At 42.4% G+C, this 18731-nt stretch carries 20 protein-coding genes and 1 other annotated feature; all 20 genes read right to left on the bottom strand.

Annotated features, from left to right (window positions below; translation table 11 throughout):
- Positions 1-105: a sequence feature (ribosomal protein L10 leader region), on the bottom strand. This feature is flagged as partial in the annotation.
- An 87-nt stretch (positions 106-192) separates the two neighbouring features.
- Positions 193-990, bottom strand: a complete 798-nt coding sequence (locus tag RYK49_RS09590) for a formate/nitrite transporter family protein (RefSeq protein WP_125445076.1) — start codon at positions 988-990, stop codon at positions 193-195.
- Positions 991-1104: 114 nt separating this feature from the next.
- Positions 1105-2052 (bottom strand): homocysteine S-methyltransferase, encoded by a 948-nt coding sequence (gene mmuM / locus RYK49_RS09585; protein ID WP_314830482.1) that lies wholly within the window; start codon positions 2050-2052, stop codon positions 1105-1107.
- 63 nt (positions 2053-2115) lie between these two features.
- Positions 2116-2814 (bottom strand): glucosaminidase domain-containing protein, encoded by a 699-nt coding sequence (locus tag RYK49_RS09580; protein WP_314830481.1) that lies wholly within the window; start codon positions 2812-2814, stop codon positions 2116-2118.
- Positions 2815-2961: 147 nt separating this feature from the next.
- Positions 2962-3549 carry a ribosome biogenesis GTP-binding protein YihA/YsxC gene (yihA, locus tag RYK49_RS09575; RefSeq protein ID WP_314865561.1) on the bottom strand — a complete coding sequence of 196 codons (588 nt, stop codon included), beginning with the start codon at positions 3547-3549 and terminating at the stop codon, positions 2962-2964.
- A 10-nt stretch (positions 3550-3559) separates the two neighbouring features.
- Entirely contained in the window at positions 3560-4789 is a 1230-nt protein-coding gene (gene clpX, locus RYK49_RS09570) for an ATP-dependent Clp protease ATP-binding subunit ClpX (RefSeq protein WP_314865559.1), read from the bottom strand.
- Positions 4790-4840: 51 nt separating this feature from the next.
- A complete protein-coding gene (locus tag RYK49_RS09565; protein ID WP_002895584.1) occupies positions 4841-5011 on the bottom strand; it encodes a hypothetical protein in 171 nt (56 codons plus the stop codon).
- A 2-nt stretch (positions 5012-5013) separates the two neighbouring features.
- Positions 5014-5526 (bottom strand): dihydrofolate reductase, encoded by a 513-nt coding sequence (locus RYK49_RS09560; RefSeq protein ID WP_314865555.1) that lies wholly within the window; start codon positions 5524-5526, stop codon positions 5014-5016.
- 122 nt (positions 5527-5648) lie between these two features.
- Positions 5649-6488, bottom strand: coding sequence for a thymidylate synthase (locus tag RYK49_RS09555; RefSeq protein WP_314830478.1), 840 nt, complete (start codon positions 6486-6488; stop codon positions 5649-5651).
- 105 nt (positions 6489-6593) lie between these two features.
- Entirely contained in the window at positions 6594-7553 is a 960-nt protein-coding gene (locus RYK49_RS09550) for an ROK family glucokinase (RefSeq protein WP_002917315.1), read from the bottom strand.
- 112 nt (positions 7554-7665) lie between these two features.
- Entirely contained in the window at positions 7666-8076 is a 411-nt protein-coding gene (locus RYK49_RS09545; protein WP_314830477.1) for a GNAT family N-acetyltransferase, read from the bottom strand.
- A gap of 71 nt (positions 8077-8147) precedes the next feature.
- Positions 8148-8735: a hypothetical protein gene (locus RYK49_RS09540; protein ID WP_314830476.1), complete on the bottom strand. Its 588-nt coding sequence runs from the start codon at positions 8733-8735 to the stop codon at positions 8148-8150.
- Positions 8732-10600 (bottom strand): ABC-F family ATP-binding cassette domain-containing protein, encoded by a 1869-nt coding sequence (locus tag RYK49_RS09535; RefSeq protein ID WP_314865553.1) that lies wholly within the window; start codon positions 10598-10600, stop codon positions 8732-8734. The genes RYK49_RS09540 and RYK49_RS09535 overlap by 4 nt, the downstream gene beginning before the upstream one ends.
- On the bottom strand, positions 10597-11796 hold the full coding sequence (locus RYK49_RS09530; protein WP_314865551.1) for a CCA tRNA nucleotidyltransferase: 1200 nt from the start codon (positions 11794-11796) through the stop codon (positions 10597-10599). Before RYK49_RS09530 ends, RYK49_RS09535 begins: the two co-directional genes overlap by 4 nt.
- Positions 11793-12560: a 4-hydroxy-tetrahydrodipicolinate reductase gene (dapB, locus tag RYK49_RS09525; RefSeq protein ID WP_314865549.1), complete on the bottom strand. Its 768-nt coding sequence runs from the start codon at positions 12558-12560 to the stop codon at positions 11793-11795. Before dapB ends, RYK49_RS09530 begins: the two co-directional genes overlap by 4 nt.
- Positions 12561-12600: 40 nt before the next feature.
- A complete protein-coding gene (locus RYK49_RS09520) occupies positions 12601-13449 on the bottom strand; it encodes a DegV family protein (RefSeq protein WP_314865547.1) in 849 nt (282 codons plus the stop codon).
- Between the two features lie 2 nt (positions 13450-13451).
- Positions 13452-13826 (bottom strand): DUF1149 family protein, encoded by a 375-nt coding sequence (locus tag RYK49_RS09515; protein ID WP_002915309.1) that lies wholly within the window; start codon positions 13824-13826, stop codon positions 13452-13454.
- Positions 13827-13954: 128 nt separating this feature from the next.
- Positions 13955-15916: a fructose-specific PTS transporter subunit EIIC gene (locus RYK49_RS09510; protein WP_314865544.1), complete on the bottom strand. Its 1962-nt coding sequence runs from the start codon at positions 15914-15916 to the stop codon at positions 13955-13957.
- Entirely contained in the window at positions 15913-16824 is a 912-nt protein-coding gene (gene pfkB, locus RYK49_RS09505; RefSeq protein WP_314865542.1) for a 1-phosphofructokinase, read from the bottom strand. Before pfkB ends, RYK49_RS09510 begins: the two co-directional genes overlap by 4 nt.
- Positions 16821-17564, bottom strand: coding sequence for a DeoR/GlpR family DNA-binding transcription regulator (locus tag RYK49_RS09500; RefSeq protein WP_314865540.1), 744 nt, complete (start codon positions 17562-17564; stop codon positions 16821-16823). The genes pfkB and RYK49_RS09500 overlap by 4 nt, the downstream gene beginning before the upstream one ends.
- 170 nt (positions 17565-17734) lie before the next feature.
- A complete protein-coding gene (locus RYK49_RS09495) occupies positions 17735-18718 on the bottom strand; it encodes a CPBP family intramembrane glutamic endopeptidase (RefSeq protein WP_314830473.1) in 984 nt (327 codons plus the stop codon).
- Positions 18719-18731 lie beyond the last annotated feature (13 nt).

Below are 18731 nucleotides of genomic sequence, written 5' to 3'. Positions count from 1 at the left end.
ACACGAAAGTACAATACGCTTCTTTTTACATGATACGTTTTGTCCTCGGTAGGATCTTTATGAGTCGAGCTCCCCTACTGTCTTAGGCAGTTTTTTTCAAACCATTGATAATTATAGCAAAAGAAAAAAAAGATTGCAAGCTTTTTATACAATCTTTTTTATTTTATTGAATTGTATTGAAATTACACTGCATCAATCCACGTAATCTTTTTCATTTTTATTAAACCAAGCGTATGGCAAACCTATGAGTAGACCACCACCAATGAGATTACCGATAAAGGTTACGCCCCAGTGACGTAAGATATTTCCAATACCAAAATTTTGCACTTCTGCTGCTGCTGAGCTGAATTTCACGATAGCGAAGGAGGCAAAGTTGGCTGCCAAGTGTTCGTTAGTCAGGAATACAAACATATAAATAGCTGATATAACTAAGAAGAGCTTAGCTGTACTATCCTTGACCAAAACGAAGGAAAGAATAGCGATATTAACAAAGATATTGGCTAACACTCCCTCGAGCAAAATCAACTCATTAGATCGAGCAAGCTTCATCTGCACAACACCAGAAATGAAACTATCTTTGCTAAGCCCTGCATAAGCAGCCGAGTTAGCAAAGAACCAGCCGGCAATCAAAGCGCCAATCAGATTGAAAAAGGTACAATAAAGCAAAATCATCAAAGCCTTTTTCCAGTCAATCTTCTTCAAAAAGGTACCAGCAGTCAGAAACATCATGTTAGAAGTCACCAATTCTGCATTTAGAAAGACAATGTAAGCCAATCCCCAAGCAAAGATGAAAGGAAAGAGAAAACGCCCAGTTCCTGGAACAATCTTATTCGTCAAATCTGCCGCAATGGCTCCAGCCCCAGTACTAAAGGTTAGGAAAGCTCCAGCAAAGATGGAACGAACAGCGTACTTGGCCTTGCTTGTATCAAATAAAGCTTCTTTCTTATGGCAAGCTGCTTCAATTTTAGGAATAAATGTCGATTCAGGCATAAAAAATTCTCCTATTAATTTAAACTATGTATAGTATATCACAAAGTTCTTTCTTTTGACGGCGTTTTCTAGAACCTTTTTAAATTTTCTAAAAAAGGATTGAAAAATAACTTTTCAACCCTTAAATCCTTTTGCTAACTGAGCAATATCTTCTGGCCGTGTTCGGCAGCAGCCACCAAAAAGCCGTACACCTTGATTTTGCCAAAGTTTACTATTTTCCAGCAAGCTCCGCTCCTGCTCTGGATCATCATGCCATGTCTTGGTCAAGCCATTATAAGTTTCGCCAGAGTTTGGATAGGTCAGAAAAGGTTTGTTGCACACTTGTCCAAGCCCATCTAATAATGGAGCAATTAAATGTGGAGCTATACAGTTAAAACCAATTGCTAAGACTTGTTGGCTTTTTTGAGCTAAATTCCCTAATTCCTCAATCTTAGTGCCATCTGATATGGCATTCTCCGACTGGGCGACAAAGGACAAATAAGCCTCAGCCTGCGGAAATTCCTCAGCTAAAAGCCGGAGGATTGCTGCCGCTTCTGCTCCATTTGGAATCGTTTCAATAGCCAATAAATCACAGCCCGCTTCTAACAAAGCTTGAATACGCGGTCGATGAAACTCTTGGAATTCTCCCTCGCTCAGCTGGTAGTCTCCCGTATACTCCGAACCATCAGCTAAATAGGCAGCATAAGGCCCTACCGAGCCTGCAATCAGAGGATAGGGTCGCTGTTTCTGCTCTTCTGGAGATAATGTTTGCCAGTTACTTTCGATTGCTTTTCGTGATAAGAAGACTGTCTCTTTTAAAAGATCATAACCCTTTTCAGGAGTTAGTCCTGCCTCTATAAATGCTGGAATACTGGCCTGATAACTGGACGTAGTGATAATGTCACTGCCAGCTTTCACATAGCTTTCATGCACATCTTGAATAATCTGAGGCTGGTCTAATAGGTATTGAGCGGACCAAAGCTTACCAGATACATCATAACCCAGACTTTCCAACTCTGTACCTAAGGCTCCATCTAAAATAATAATTTCTTGCTCATCAAGCAAATCTTTAAATTTTCCCATGAAATACTCCTAAAATCTACGATTAAACATAAAAAGAGGTCTCCCTCTTTTTTGTTCTCTTTATTAAAATCTATTCGCCCAGGCAGTATCGACATCCAAGATATCTTGAGTAGTGTATTGCTGACGATAAGGATTGTAAACGATATAGCCAGCTCCAGACTCATAGAGTGGTGAATCAAAGCGAGTCAAATCATATTTTTCAATAATATAATTCAATTTAGTATTGTAACTAGTATCTGTCGCATAGACACCAGTCAGGGCAGCTGTTGCATCCTGATAGGTTGGCGCATTACTCTTCCATGCGCTTGCAAAATGCCCTTGCTTGAGTACAGCAACATAGTCTTGCAGAGACTCTACATAGCTAGGATATGAACGGAAACTATCGTTGATGGTATAAGCATTTCCCTCTCCATCATCTTCCCAAGTCTCCATATTAGCAGACTGACCATCATAGTTCCCTTTGATACCGAAAAGGTTATAATGAGGTTCACCTGATAGACCAGACTGTCCTGAGCCACTTTCCAAAATAGCCTGGGCAATCATAACAGAGGCATAAAGATCGTTGTCCTGTCCCAACTGACGCGCGGGCTCACCGATTTGTGAAATGAAATAGTCTGTTTGATTCATAGGCTGCTGGTCGCTATTATTGGCACTAGCAGGATTAATATGCTTTGCCAAGACGAAACCAACAGCAATCGTCGTCGTCATGATGAATAAAGCTGAAAGGATTCTCTTACCTTTTTTTGAAATTCTCTTTTTCACAGCACTTCTCCTGAATAAGATGTTAATGATACCATTGTAACATACTAAAGATTAAAAAAACACTATTGATAATTTACAAGTATATGACATTTTTCGTTTTATTTCAAAAAATCCAACTCAAAAACGAGTTGGATTTAATTCGCATTATTAAATTTTTGACAAAATCGCGTCCCAAGAAGCATCTAAGCCATCCTTGGTGACTGAGGAAAAAAGAATGAAATCATCATTTTTGTCAAAATCCAGTTTTTTCTTAATGGCCGACTCGTGCTTATTCCATTTTCCGCGAGGGATTTTGTCAGCTTTGGTCGCTACTAGTATAACCGGAATGTCATAATATTTCAGAAATTCATACATCTGCACATCATCTGCGCTAGGATCATGCCGAAGATCAACAAGACTGACAACCGCTCTGATATTTTCACGACTGGTCAGATACTCCTCAATCATCCGGCCCCATTTTTCACGCTCTTTTTTGGAAACACGGGCATAGCCATAACCTGGCACATCGACAAAACGCAGCTTGTCATCAATGTTGAAAAAGTTTATCAGCTGAGTTTTTCCAGGTTTTCCTGACGTTCGCGCTAAATTTTTGCGATTGAGAAGTGTATTGATGAAGCTGGACTTTCCGACATTTGATCGGCCAGCTAAGGCAATCTCTGGAATATCATCTTGAGGGTAGTGCGATTTATTGGCTGCACTCAGCAAAATCTCTGCGTTGTGGGTATTGATTTCCATAAGCACCTCGTTAGGCAGTTTCTAGAATGGGCTTGTCTGTTCCATCTACTGCTTCTTTGGTAATGCGGACAAGTTTGACATTTTCCTGACTCGGAACTTCAAACATGACATCCATCATGGTTTCTTCGATGATAGAGCGAAGGCCGCGCGCACCGGTTTTACGTTCAATCGCTTTATTGGCAATCTCCTGCAAAGCATCTTCGTCAAATTCAAGCTTAACATCATCATAAGATAGAAGCGCCTGATATTGCTTGATAAGGGCGTTTCTAGGCTCTTTCAAAATCCGAACCAAATCATCCACTGTCAGCTGCTCCAGTGCGGCAAAGACAGGCAAACGGCCAATCAACTCAGGGATAATTCCAAATTTTTGAACGTCTTCTGAGATAATTTCCTGCATATAGGACCCATTTTCGTCAATCGCTCGGTTATTCTGACCGAAACCAATGATTTTCTCGCCCATACGCTGTTTTACGATTTCTTCGATACCGTCAAAAGCACCGCCAACGATGAAGAGAATATTCTTGGTATCAACCTGAATCATTTCCTGCTGCGGATGCTTACGTCCACCTTGCGGCGGCACACTAGCTACTGTTCCTTCTATAATCTTCAGCAGAGCTTGTTGAACTCCTTCACCCGAAACATCGCGAGTAATTGAGACGTTCTCGCCTTTCTTAGCAATCTTGTCAATCTCATCGACATAGATAATGCCGCGTTCTGCACGCTCAATATTAAAGTCAGCAGCCTGCAAAAGCTTGAGGAGGATATTTTCCACATCTTCCCCGACATAACCCGCTTCAGTCAGAGCTGTTGCGTCCGCAATAGCGAAAGGCACGTTGAGGCTGCGAGCTAGAGTCTGCGCCAGGAAGGTCTTACCTGACCCAGTCGGGCCAATCATCAAAATATTTGACTTTTGCAGTTCCACATCTTCTTCTTCACGGCTGTCATGGTAGTTAATACGTTTGTAGTGATTATAGACCGCTACTGCTAAGGCACGCTTAGCTCGGTCTTGCCCGATAACATAGTGGTTCAAGATATTCAGCAGCTCCTGAGGTTTTGGTACTTCAGACAGATCTGCCAGCACTTCCTCAGCTAGCTCTTCACGGATGATTTCCTGCGCAAGCTCCACACATTCATTACAGATAAAGGCATTGTTACCAGCGATAATCTTCTGAACCTCATCTTTGTTCTTCCCACAGAAAGAACAAAAAACCATCATATCATCATTACGACTTGTAGGCATTGTTTACTCCAATTCTAAAATTCTAAATCTATTTATTTTCTTTCATACATGTTAAAAAAGTGTCATATAAAAAGCATGAATGGAATTTACCAAGTTTGTAAAAGCATTCAGCAAAAATAAAGCTGCCAGTCCAAACCGCTTTTTCCGAAAGGTTTGAACGGCACAAATAAGACAAATGACACATAAAAAGGCCGTAAAAAAACCAAAAATACTACGTTCCATTCTTACGAGTCCTTCCTTTGGTATCTTTTTATAGTGAAATCATAAGGATTCTTTTCATCTTTGGCATGAAATTCACTGCTAACTTCCTGATAAGGAGCCCAGTCAAATGTCTCAGGGAAATAGGTATCTCCTTCCAACTTAGCAGCAATCTGAGTCTGAATCAATTCTTCCAAATATGGCTCAAAAGCTCTGATAATTTGCGCTCCTCCGATAATATACAAGTTTCTATCCTGCTTGTGGTACCACTCCAAGACATCTTCCACATTGCTGAACAGCAAGACATTTTCATTGTCAACTTGATAGTTCTTGTCCCTGCTCAAAATCAGACTGATTCGATTTGGTAAAACGCGACGCTGCAGACCATCAAAGGTCACTCGGCCCATCAAAATAGCATGTCCAGTCGTTGTTGCTTTAAAATGCTGCAATTCTGCTGGGAGATGCCAAGGCATGACCTTGTCTTTTCCAATCAGACCATCCTCTGCCTGAGCCCAAATGGCAATAATCTTCTTTGTCATCCTTTTATCCTTTGTATTAGTAACTCTATTCTATCAAATTTGCTGTAAAAAGGCATGTTTAAAGTATGATTCCAGCAGAACTTTTGCTGAGGTTGGCAGTTCTCTTACATTTATCAAAATCGTTAAATAGCCAAATCGAACTTCAGCTGAGGTTTAACAGGATCATAGTCTAATAACTCAAAATCTTCTGCTTTGATATCAAAGAAATTGGTTCCATCCGGCACATTTAAAACGAGCCGAGGATGACAGTCGTTAGGTTCCCGACGCAATAGCTCCTCCGCCTGCTCGAACTGATTGTCATAGATGTGCAAGTTATTGATAAAGTAAAAGAACTTGCCGACCTTCCAACCGAAATGCTTGGCAATCATCATCTGCAGAGCCACGTACTGCATAGCATTGATGTGGTGAGCAACTAACATATCATTTGACCGCTGAGTCAGAGTCGCATCCAGATAAATGTCTCCATCCACACGACGAACGTCAAACATGGTTTGAAAAGCACATGGAAGCAAGCCATCTGTTTCTTCAAAAGCTTCATAATCCCAGAGAGAGATGATATTGCGACGGTTCCAAGGATTGGCTTCCAACTGTTGGAGAATTTTATGGATAATATCATGCTTCTTGACAACAGCTCCGTAGCGCTGGCCAATAGTACCCGTATCGCCAACTTCCCAGTCATTCCAATAGTGAACATTATACTTGTCATTGAGCAATTCCAAGCTATTAGACTGGTCTTGATAGATCCAAAGGACTTCCTTAATGGCAGACTTGATAGCAATAGGGCGCAGAGTCGTGATTGGGAACTCTTCCTTGCTCAAATCATATTCCGCAAAAGAACCAGTGATATATTTGGAATTAGCCACATTTCCATCCTTGTAGCGCGGACGAGCATTTTCAGAAAAAACACCTTGCTCCATAATTTTTTTAATATTCTCTTTGAAAATCGTATCTGCTAGCGTCATGATTTCTCCTTCGTTCAGTGAGCTTTTTCTAGTATAGCAAATTTTCTATAAAAATTCTCCTACAGACCTTTCTGCAGGAGAACAAATAAAGCAAACTTGTAGAATTTATTGTAAAACCAATGATGCTGCTCCGATAACACCAGCATCATTTCCAAGAGTAGCCAAGGCCAACTTGGTTGAAGTACGAACCTGCGGGAAGCTATTCTCTTCATAAACCTTGCGCACGCCATCAAGTAAGAAGTCACCCGCAGCTGATACTCCGCCACCAATAACAATTGTAGATGGGTTAAGGATAGAGCCGATATTAGCACAGGCAATTCCTAGATAGCGAGCAAAATTGCGATAGACAATCAGAGCAAGCTCATCGCCTTCTTTCGCCAAGTCAAAGACAACTTTTGCATTGACATCTTCACCGTTGTCAATCAGTTTTTTCAACTCAGCATCACCAGCATACTCATCAGCATAGCGGCGAGTCAGATTGACAATACCAGTCGCAGATGCAACAGTCTCTAGGCAGCCCTTCTTGCCACAGGTACATTGAATCGGCTGATCAAAGTCAACAGTGATGTGACCCAACTCTCCTGCTGCTCCAGCAAGCCCGTGCAAGAGCTTACCTTCTGCAACAATTCCTCCGCCAACACCTGTTCCTAGTGTCATGAATACTACATCAGGCTGGTTTTCTCCAGCGCCCATCCAACGTTCACCCAAAGCAGCAACGTTAGCGTCGTTGTCAATATAGAAAGGAATCCCTGTCGCTTTTTCAATCTTATCCTTGACCGGCTGCAGCGTCTTCCAATTGAGATTGTAAGCACCGATAACAGTCCCTTTCTCACGGTCAACTACTCCTGGCGAGCCCATACCAATCCCGATAAAATCCTCTGCTGAAAGCTGAAGCAAGTCCAAACGATGCAGGATTGACTCAATCATATCATCTACGATGTGGCTACCTTCGTCCAAAATATTGGTTTTAATGGACCATTTTTCCTGAATTTCGCCCTCTGAAGTCAAAATAGCAAACTTAATAGATGTTCCACCAAGGTCAATTCCGATTATTTTTTTCGACATGATGTTCTCCTCTGTGTTTTATTTATCATCATTATATCAGATTTTTTCAGTAAGGAAAAGGTTTGCATAAAGAAAAGTGAAAATCGAATTTTTCTTTATTCCCAAAGTAAACTCACAAGTCTTTTGTATAATAATATCTTTCACCAGTATAAGGATAATCTTTCAGCGCAAACACTTCTGTATAGCCGTGCTTTTTATAAAAATCTGGGGCTTGAAACTGATACGTATCCACAAACGAATATTTGCATTTCCTTTCTCTAGCTTCCTGTTCAGCCCTGCACAGTATTTCTGAACCTACGCCTTGCCCTCGTAATTCCTTGCTCACATACAAATACTCAATCTCCAGCCAATTTCCAAAAGTTTCGGCCGCCATACCAGCCAACAGATTTCCTTGTTCGTCTTCTACATAGATGTTAAGAGGCTCACTTTTGGAGGGCTCCCTCTTAGATTGATTGTAGGCCCTGATTAAGTCTCCCAGTTCTTGTGTTTTCTTTGAGTCGGTATTTTCCAATCTTAGTTTCATAGATGCCTCCGTTTCATCTCTAAAGGTTTTAGATTAACAGTATATGAAACTGTTCGGACTATATCTTCACCTTAATTATCCTTCTGACTTGCTCGCCATTGATTATGGTAATCCATCATCGTTTCATAAATATGTTTTGGCTTCTCTTTTTTCAGTAACATAAGAGTAATTTCTAACGACTCAGGGATTCCAAACTTCAATTTTTTACTCTTTCTATAAGCAAGCCTACTTCTTTTCAAAACTGCAGAATCCACTGAATTAAAACAAATCGTCAAAATATGACTCTTATTGAATAATTGATATTTTGCATAATGTCGAATACGTTCAATTTTATAATCTATCCTCTGGATTTCTTCCCAACTATAAAACGAAACTCCTCTAAAAAGAAGGGGGTTAACGTAAAAGCTCTGTTCCGTTAGACGAAGAAAACGTTTATCTCTAAACAAACAAAGCCATACTAAAATAGACAGAAAATCAAAAACAATTGTACCTATCACCAAAAACATTTTTTCAATCACAGAAATATTGGAGTCAAATAATAGGTATCCGTTTTTAGATGGTAATACAAGAACTGCAGTCATAAAGACAGCAAGAGCGCTCGCCAATAAAGCAAAAAGGAATATTTTCAACCAGCTCTGCCTAAACACTACTTCATTCATCCGTCCAACTCGCTCAGGTATTCATAGCGCTCATATTTTTCCAGCAGCTTTTCGTCCTGCTCATCCAGTTCTTGCTGGAGCTCAGACAAGCGAGTAAAGTCAGAGCCATTCTCCTGCATGGCCGCTTCAATCTCAGAAATCCGCTCCTCCAGCGCCTCGATATCAGCCTCGATAAACTCCCACTCCTGCTTTTCAAAGTAGGTCATGCGCTTTTTCTCCTCGCGCACCTTGGTTGATTTTTCCTTTTCCGCCTTTTGGGAAATAGCAGAGCTTTCTGCCAGAAAGGCTTTTTCGTCTAAGTAATCCGTGTAATTTCCAAAAAACTCTCTGATACTTTCATCCTCAAAAGCCAAAATCTTGCTGGCTACCTTATCTAAGAAATAACAGTCGTGGCTGACTGTAATGACTGGACCTACAAAGCCTTGCAGAAAATTTTCCAAGACCGTCAGAGTTGCGATATCCAAATCGTTAGTCGGCTCGTCAAGAAGCAAGACATTCGGCTTTTCCAAGAGAAGTTTGAGCAGATAAAGACGCTTTTTCTCTCCGCCAGAAAGCTTTTCGATTAAAGTTCCATGTGTAGAGCGTGGAAAAAGAAATTGCTCCAAGAGTTCTGCAATGGAAGTCGTTCCACTGCCTATCTTGACCTCCTCGGCCACTTCTTGCAGGTAATTGATGACCCGCTTAGACTCATCCAAGCCTTCGATCTGCTGAGAGAAATAGGCGACTCGGACTGTCTCTCCGATAATGAGCTGACCAGCCTGAGGCCGAAGTTTACCGGCAATCAGATTGAGCAAGGTTGACTTGCCGACACCGTTATCTCCGACAATCCCAATGCGGTCCTTGTTCTGGATCAAAAAACTGAACTGAGAGAGAATTGGCTTCTGATCATAAGCAAAGTCTACATTTTGAAACTCAATGACTTTCTTACCGATACGGCTAGTTTCAAAGTTCATTTCCAGATTGCCGTCAGTCGTCTGACCGGCCAAATCGTTCTTGAGGTCCTGGAAACGATTGATACGCGCCTGTTGCTTAGTTGCCCGAGCCTGGGGCTGCCGCCGCATCCAAGACAACTCCTGCTTGTACAGTTGCTGTTTCTTATGAAGCAAGGCCGCATCCCGCTCATCCTGCTCTGCCTTGAGACGGACATAGTCTTGATAATTTCCCTGGTATTCAATTAAGCGACCGCCATCCAGCTCAAAAATCCGAGTTGAAATATTATCCAAGAAATAGCGGTCGTGGGTGATGAAAAGCACAGTTTTCTTGGAATTTTTCAAGAAATGGGTCAGCCATTCGATGGTATCAATATCTAAGTGGTTGGTCGGCTCATCCAGCAAGAGCAAATCGGCATTACCTAAGAGAACCTGGGCCAGCTGAACTCGGCGTCGCAAGCCTCCTGATAACTGACCAACCTTAAGTGACAGATTTGTCAGACCAAGCTTAGACAGGACCGTCTTGACCTGACTTTCGATTTCCCAAGCATGGAGCGAGTCCATCTCGGCCATAACCGCTTCTAGTCTAGACTGTTGACTTTCATCATAAGCCGTCAGGAGCAACTCGTACTCTCGAATCAACTGCATTTCCCGTAAATCACTGGACAAAACAGTATCAAGCACCGTCTGCTCCTCATCAAAATCAGGCTCCTGAGTCAAATAAGCAATCTTATAGCCTGCCTTAGCAGAAAAAGGGCTGACATCTCCGTCAAAGCCCGACTTGCCCGACAACACATCCAGCAGCGCTGTCTTTCCTGTTCCATTGACACCAATCAGACCAATCCGGTCTAGATCATGAATGATAAAGGAAATATCCCGAAAAACAGTCTTATCCCCTACTGATTTGGTTAGCTTGTCAACGATAAAATCGCTCATTTTTTCTCCTTGATATAGGCGTAAATGGCCTCTAGTTCATTAGGCAAGTGGCCGTCTACAATAGCATATTCTAACTCTTTCAAAATTTGTCCAAGTTTTGGTCCTGGCTCAAAGCCGAACTCCCGCATCAGCATGCCGCCATTGACCACCATTTCCTGCTTGCTGTGAATAGTCAGACTGGCATCAAGATTCTGAATCGTAGAGAAATCAACTGCCAAACCTTGCGTCTGCCGAAGCTCTTCTGCTTGTAGCAATAAGTCAATATCATAGTCATAGCAGTCGCGCTTGCTCAAGTCTCGTTCTGAGCGGAATGCCGCAATCTCAACCAAGTCTTCTACTTTCTTGGCAAATTCACGAGACGTCTTCCAGTCTTTTAGAATGCCTTTAACATCTTGCACATCCAAGGCTAGCAAAAGGGCTGCCCAAGCCTGCTCGGACGCTGAAAATCGAAAATCTGAAGCCAAGTCAAAGAGCCTTTCTAACTTAGCTCTGCTTCCCTTCAAATCTGGCAAAAATTCTATGGCACCGCTTGTCAAGAGTGCCTCTAAACCCTTGCGCCAAAACGGAGCCAGCAAGAGCTTATCGAACTCAATAAAAATTCGTTCAACTGAAATCTTTTCCAGCAAGGGAGCACAATCCTTCATAGCTACGAAAGTATCTTGCTCCAGGTCAAAATCTAAGGCAGCCTGAAAACGAAAACCCCGCATGATACGGAGAGCATCTTCATTAAAACGCTCTGCAGCAGTTCCAACTGCCCGCAAAATCCGATTTTCCAAGTCATCCAAGCCTTGGAAAAGATCAATAACTTGGCCGTTTTCATCCAATGCTAGAGCGTTGATGGTGAAATCGCGCCGCTTGAGATCTTCTTCCAAAGAGCGCACAAAAGAAACCTTGCTGGGCCTGCGGTAGTCCACATAGACATCCTCGGTCCGGAAAGTCGTCACTTCGTATTCACGGTTATTTTCCAAGACCAAGACGGTTCCATGCTCAATCCCCACATCAACTGTACGATCAAAGATACGCTTGGTTTCCTCAGGATAGCTGGAGCTAGCGATATCCACATCATGAATAGGTCGCTTCAAAAGGGCATCTCGAACAGAGCCCCCAACAAAATAAGCTTCAAAGCCAGCCGCTTTTATCTTCTCTAATACTGGCAAAGCCTCCTGAAATTCAGAAGGCAGAGTTTCTAATCTCATAGTAAATGTTCCAATCCATAGACTAATTCTGATCGTTTGACAACTTCTTTTGTGGCGAGATTAACTCCTGTCATAAAGGAAGCACGGTCATAGGAATCATGCCGCAGGGTTAATCCCTCTCCTTGGCTGCCAAAGATTACTTCTTGGTGGGCAACCAAACCTGGCAAGCGAACCGAATGAATACGCATGCCATCGAAATCAGCTCCGCGGGCGCCAGCTATAGACTCTTCCTCATCAGCAGCTCCCTGCTGCTTGCTTGGTCTGACTTGACTGATGAGCTCGGCTGTCTTGATAGCCGTCCCGCTCGGTGCATCTTTTTTCTGGTCATGATGTAGTTCGATAATTTCTACATTTGGGAAATACTTGGCTGCCTGAGCCGCAAACTGCATCAGCAAAACAGCTCCCAAGGCAAAGTTTGGCGCAATCAATCCGCCCAGCTCCTTTTCCCTAGACAGCGTGATTAACTCTTCCAGCTGCTCTGGAGTAAATCCTGTCGTTCCGACAACTGGGCAAAATCCCTGGTATAGAGCGAAGCGAGTATTGTCATAAGCTACTTTAGGGGTTGTAAAATCAACCCAGACATGGGCTTCCAGCCCAGCCAATTCTTCCTTGGCATTGAAGACAGGAACACCTGCTACTTCTTTTTCATCCGTAAAAGGATCCAAAAGTCCAACTAATTCTAGTTCTGGATCTTCTGTTACCATTTTATAGGCTGCTTGGCCCATTTTACCTTTAAAACCAGCAATAATAACTTTGATACTCATGTTTTCCTCCTTACAGAGACAAGCTCAGTCTTTCAAGCAATCAGATCACGGGAATATATCCCAGTGCAACACTGCCCTCACCCAAGTGCGTCCCTATAACACTGCCAAAGGTTGCAATAGGGACTTCGCCAGCAATACCGCTGTCTAGCAGATTTTGCTGAAGCTCAACCGCTTTTTCTGGCGCATTGCCATGGATAACCATAATCTGATAAGCACCGCCTGATGTTCTTTCTCGGACAAGTTCCAGCATACGCTTGATAGCTTTCTTCTCCGTCCGAATCTTTTCAAAAACTTCTATTACACCATGATCGTTAAAATACAGAATAGGCTTGATACTCAGCAGATTTCCCAGAATAGCAGCACCGTTAGAAAGGCGTCCTCCTTTGACCAAGTGGTCCAAGTCGTCCACCATGATAAAAGCGCTGGTGCCATCTATCTGCTTCTGGACATTGGCTAAAATTGCTTCAAATTCCAGGTCTTGTTCTGCCCACTCTAGAGCAGATTGAACCAAGATACCGAGCGGAGCGCTGGTAATCTTTGAATCCGGAAAGGCAATTTTCAAACCACGAAACTCATCTTTCAGATACTGAATATTTTGGTAAAAACCAGAAATACCGCTAGATAGAAAGAGCCCCAGAACATGGGTATAGTTCTTTCCGTCTAGAATAGTGAGAATCTCTTCTAACTCAGCAATACTAGGCTGACTGGTCTTGGGTAATTCATCTGACTGAGCCATTTTTTCATAAAATTCACTGGCTGTTAAGTTTCTACCTTCGACATAAGTCTCACCAGCAATCACGACCGGAATATCCAAAACGAAAAGATTTTCATTCTCCAGCAGCGAAGCCAGCAGATAGGCCGATGAATCTGTGATAACCGCTAACTTCATAATTAAAACTCCAAATTAATGCCTGGCAAATCCAGAGCAATTTCTGTCACTTCATAAGTCAAGCGGTTGAGCATAGTTAAGCAAGGCCGAGCCAGCTCTTCTACTTCATCGTGGTCAAATTCACTCGGTTCCTCAATGAGACGACCGTGAATGTGGTTGGCTTGTGAAATAGTTCCGCTGATAACAAAATTCTCAAAAACAATCATAAAAGTCAAGATCACAATCAATGAAGTTGTGTGGGCTTCGACATCTCTTTTGACCAATTGGAAATTTACATCAACCTTGGTTTCAGGTGTTCCATTTTCTTTTTCCCATTCAAAATTTCGGGCGTCAAAATGGTACTGACTAACAAATTCTTTTTCGCGCTGTATGTTCATTTTTATTCTCCTAAAAATATGCGATAGGCCCATTATACCATATATCGAGCGAAGTTTCCATGCTAAAATTTGCATGTTGGAAAACACAAAAAAGAACCTCACTAACAAAAGCGAGATTCTTTTAAATATTATTTTTCAAGTGGTTTGCGCAAGTAACCAAAGATAAGACCGCTGACTACTGCACCAATCAATACATATACCAAGTAAAGGATTGGATTGTTTGTCAAGCCGATAACGAAGATTCCTCCGTGAGGAGCCATGAGCTTGATACCAGACAATCCTACAAGAGCACCTGTAAGAGCAGAACCTACAATAAAGCTTGGAATAGCACGAGCTGGGTCAGCAGCTCCAAACGGAATAGCTCCTTCTGTGATGAAAGACAGACCCATGACAATATTTGTCAAACCTGAATCACGTTCCTCTTCAGTGAATTTGTTTTTGAAAATAATAGTCGCTACAAACACTGCCAAAGGCGGAACCATACCCGCTGCCATGACTGCAGCCATGACTGGTGAACCACCAGTTGAAACAGTGCTTGCAAGTGTACTAGTACCAAATACGTAAGCGGCCTTATTAACTGGCCCACCCATATCGACAGCCATCATACCGCCTACCAATAGGCCAAGGAGGACAGCAGAGCTTCCGCTCAGACTTGCCAAGAAATCATTCAAGGCTGTATTGATTGCTGACATCGGAATATTCACCGCCAACATCACAAATCCAGTCACAAGAACGCCCAGAAGAGGCAAGAGCAAGATTGAACGGATACCTTCAAGTGAACGAGGCAGACCTGCAAGAAGCTTGCGAAGGAGAAGGATGATACCACCAGCTAAGAAGCCACCTACCAAAGCTCCTAGGAAACCAGATGATACACCAACTAAATCAAGAGTTTTCTGACCACCTTCAGCGTAAGCAACACCACCAAATGATGCACCGCTGCTCGCAATTGCACCAGCTACGAAACCAGAAACCAGACCTGGCTTTTCAGCGATTGAGTAAGCGATATAACCAGCTAATACTGGCAACATGAAGCCAAAGGCTGCTCCACCAATTGCTTTAAACTGCGCTGCAATTTCATGATAACTTCCTAGATTAGAAAGCTGATCTTTTGGCACACCCAAAATCTGATCCAGCAAGAACGCAATGGCAATCATAATACCACCACCAATAACGAATGGCAACATTTGGGAAACACCGCTCATCAAGTGCTTGTAAAAAGCGCCGCCCAGACTAAGTTTCTCATTACCAGATTCTGCAGCACCGCCACCGTTAGCAGCCTTGTAAATCTCAGCATTTCCTGAAAGAGCCAGATTAATCAGTTCTTCTGTCTTACGAATACCATCTGCAACTGGACGATTGATCAACGGCTTGCCGTCAAAGCGATTCATCTCTACAGCCTTATCAGCTGCTATGATAACAGCTTTAGCGTTTTTGATATCTTCTGCTGTCAGCTTGTTTCCAACACCGCTGGCACCATTGGTTTCAACCTTGATGCCGACACCCATTTCAGCAGCGACCTTCTGCAAAGCCTCTTGAGCCATGTAGGTATGCGCAATTCCTGTCGTACATGCTGTTACAGCTACAAGGAAGTCTCCACCTTCATTGGCAGGTTCGACGACAGCAGGTTCTTCTGCTTTTTCTGAAGCTTGGTTAAAGAGCTCAATCACCTGATTAGGTGATGTCACTTGTCGCAATTTATCCGCAAAACCATCCTTCATCAGGTATTGAGACAATTCAGCCAAGGCAGCTAGGTGGGTATCATTAGCGCCTTCTGGAGCTGCAATCATGAAGAAAAGATCAGTTGGTTGGCCATCCAAACTCTCATAATCTACGCCTTTACTTGATTTGGCAAAAAGGACCGTCGCTTCTTTCACTGCAGTATTTTTGCTGTGAGGCATAGCGATTCCGTCACCCAGACCTGTAGAAGTCAAGGCTTCACGAGCCAAAATCCCTTCTTTGAAAGTCTCGAAGTCTGTTACATAGCCATGATCTACTAGGCTCTGAATCATTTCTTCGATAACGGCTTTTTTCTCTGTTGCCTGCAAGTCCAGCAACATCACATCTTTTCTTAGTAAGTCTTGAATTTTCATATTTTTTCTACCTCTACTTTTTCATAGATTTCTTCTATGTAACCAGCTGTCGCCAAATCATCTGAGAAGGTGGTTGCCGTTCCGCAGGCCACTCCCCATTTGAAGGCTTGAATAACATCACCAGACCGGACGAACTCTCCAGTAAACCCAGCCACCATAGAGTCGCCAGCACCAACAGAATTTTTCACGTTGCCCTTGATAGGTTTAGCGAAGTAGGCACCCTCTTGAGTTACCAGCAAGGCACCGTCACCAGCCATGGAAATGATCACATGTTGGGCACCCTTGTCTAAGATTTGACGGGCATAACTCTCAATCTGATCCAAACTTTCGAGCTTGACTCCGAAAATATCACCTAGTTCGTGATTATTAGGCTTGACCAAGAGCGGCTCAAACTCTAAAGAATCCAGCAGCGTCTGTCCTTCAAAGTCGCAGACGACTTGTGCTCCTGTCTTTCTGGTCAGACCGATTAACTCCTTGTAGATAACATTTCCTGGATTTTTAGGACTGCTGCCCGCAAAGACTACTGTATCTTCTGAAGTCAGAGAAGAAAGAAATGACTCCAGCTCTTCTAGTTTCTGATGAGAAATTTCTGGACCTGGTCCGTTAATCTCTGTCTCAGCATCTGCTTTAATCTTGACATTGATACGAGTATCCTGCTCAACCTCTACAAAATGGCTGGAAATCCCTTCCTCTTTCAGAGTATCTGTGATGAACTTGCCAGTAAAACCGCCGATAAAGCCAGTAGCTGTATTCTCAATACCTAAACGTTTGAGAACTCGGCTAACATTGATTCCTTTTCCGCCAGCGAATTTGTCGTCACTGTCCATCCGATTGACACTTCCTATAAGGACCTTGTCCAGACGGACAATATAGTCGATGGAAGGGTTTAGTGTGACAGTATAAATCATACTTCAATCACCTCCGTTTTTTCTTTGAGCGCTTGAATCACTTCTGATTCATTTTGATTAGTAATAATGCTTGCTTTGGCAAGAGGAGCAACCTTGACAAAGGACGTCTGTCCTAGTTTAGAAAGATCAGCCAAGACATAAGTCTTCTTAGCGTTCTCTAAAACCGCTCTTTTGACAGCTCCTTCCTCCATATCTGGAGTGGTAAAGAAGCCATCGTCAATGCCATTCATTCCAATAAAGGCCTTATCGAAATTCAACTGACCGATTTGATTCAGAGCCACACCGCCAATACTGGCATCCGTTGATCGCTTGACCTTTCCGCCAATAATGACCGTCGGAATATTACGCTCTACCAATTTGGTCGCATGGTGAATAGAGTTGGTGACAACTGTCACTCTTGGATCATGCAGCTCATTGATTAAGAGCTCATTGGTTGTCCCCGCATCAATAAAAATCACATCATGCTCTTGAATCAAGCTTGCTGCCATCTTAGCGATAGCTGTCTTTTCTTGAATGCTTTTGATAGATTTTTCCTGATTACTCTCCTCTTCCTGCAGAAAATGAAGGCTTTCGGCTCCACCATGAACTCGTCTCAGTTTATGCTCGCTCTCCAGTTCATCCAAATCTCTTCTGATAGTTGACTCTGAAGTGTTTAAAGCATGTACTAGATAGTCTAAAGAAACAAATTTTTCTCTTATGACTGTCTCTAGAATAACTTGCTTTCTTTCCGACTTCAGCATAAAGCACCTCCTTTGGAATCGTTTACGATTATTATTATACCTCTTTATTTACCAATGTCAAGCATTTTCTACCAAAAACTTTCAATTTCTATCTTTTTATCGAACAAAAAAAGAGTTGGACTATATCCAACTCCTTACATATCGTTGCACAACTGCCAATTAAAAGGCAATTAGCTATTATTAATCAATGATACAAGATAGGCTGCCATGACAGGCAGAAAAGTTCCAAGAAAAGTAAACACAACCAGAACCCAGAACCAGACTGATTTAAAAGCCTGTCGATAGGTCCCTGAGAGCGAACGATTGGCATCAATGTATTCCTTAAATTTGGGCCATTTCAAGATTAAGAGCAAAAGAAATACTGTACTGCCAGCGATTAAAAGGCCGTAAAAAACGATGTTAACAATAGGCTCTGGAGCTTTTTTTGAAAGAAAAGCTATACCTTCTGCTATGACAAAGTTATTGAGAGCATGAAAAATGATAGACCAGATAATCGAATACTCAAAAGCGATATAGCCAAAACCTAAACCAATCAAACTAGCAAAATAAAGCTGATATAGGTTTTCGTGAAAAAGGCCAAATAAAATCGAAGTCAGAAGAATGGCAAAAACCTTTCCATGCTTCTCTAACGCTCGCAAACCAGCACCTCTGAAAATAATTTCCTCTGTAACTGGAGCCATCAAAGATGAATAAATCAGCATAGTCAGTGTCTCAGAACCGCCGCTCCCTGATTCCATACTAGATAGATCTAGATTGAAGAGTTGCATGATAGCCTGCATGATCTGATTGACAACAGCTGTAAACATTTGGGCGAATAAAAGGAAGCAAATCATATAAAAGAAAACTTTAGGAGTCATCTTCCGCCCCTTGCGACGAAGGTCGTATTTGAAGAGCTGCTTGCCCCGAGACACCGTGAAAGTAAGAACACCGAGACAGGAAGCTAGAATATAGGCTCCGCCGTCCTTTTCCATGAATTTGGTAACAATGTCTTGCGTCTTTTGAATGTCCATACCTTGCCCTGGCATGATGACAAAAAAGGCAACAAATACGTAAATGAAGACAGCAGCAAGCATAACCCATAAATAAGTAAAGCAAGTCGCTGAAAATCGTCCTAGATCTCTTTTAGGATTTAAAGGTTCGGGTATATAATACATAAAATCTCCTATA

Origin of the sequence: uncultured Streptococcus sp. (assembly GCF_963525625.1) — a bacterium.
Lineage (GTDB): Bacteria > Bacillota > Bacilli > Lactobacillales > Streptococcaceae > Streptococcus.
The sequence above is the reverse complement of the archived record's forward strand: the minus strand, read 5'-3'. Positions and strand labels throughout refer to the sequence as shown.